This is a genomic window from Burkholderia sp. AU39826 (genome assembly GCF_020419965.1).
GTDB lineage: Bacteria > Pseudomonadota > Gammaproteobacteria > Burkholderiales > Burkholderiaceae > Burkholderia > Burkholderia semiarida.
Genome location: NZ_JAIZQG010000052.1, coordinates 1 through 633 on the forward strand (window position 1 = coordinate 1; position 633 = coordinate 633).

The window sequence follows — 633 nt, forward strand, 5'->3', positions numbered from 1 at the left end:
AGCTCCCCGTAGCTTTTCGCAGGCTACCGCGTCCTTCATCGCCTGTGATCGCCAAGGCATCCACCACATGCACTTGTTCGCTTGACCCTATAACGAGTCTGTCTCGTTACAGGTTGAGTTCTCGCGTGTCGCTCAGCGTTAGTGCTTTAGCACTTACGCGGAGCCCACACTACGTGTGTGCCGTATTCCAATTGAGTCAAACTTAGAGTTCGAATCATCTTGAGATACATCGATACAATCACAACCCGGATAACTTCCACGTCCATCTCAAAGACGCTTCCGCTATCCAAATTACTTACTTCTTCCAGATTGTTAAAGAACGACAGCCGATACTTTCGTATCGCTCTGACTGGCTCAATCGCCAATGACAAAGACTCGAACCAAACTTCATTCGAATGTTTGTCATTGATGATTATCGAAAGCGGCCGGCATGATAGCCGGTTAAACCGCTAACAGACAGTCTTTCTGTCTTTATCAACAGCCGATAAGCGTGAGCGCTCAACTTGGCGAGAAGCTCTGGAAAGGAGGTGATCCAGCCGCACCTTCCGATACGGCTACCTTGTTACGACTTCACCCCAGTCATGAATCCTACCGTGGTGACCGTCCTCCTTGCGGTTAGACTAGCCACTTCTG

At 49.4% G+C, this 633-nt stretch carries 2 rRNA genes; both read right to left on the reverse strand.

Features of this window, described 5'->3' with window-relative positions:
• Positions 1 to 87 (reverse strand): 23S ribosomal RNA (locus tag LGM42_RS32960); the annotation flags it as partial.
• A 433-nt stretch (positions 88 to 520) separates the two neighbouring features.
• Positions 521 to 633, reverse strand: a 16S ribosomal RNA gene (locus tag LGM42_RS32965); the annotation flags it as partial.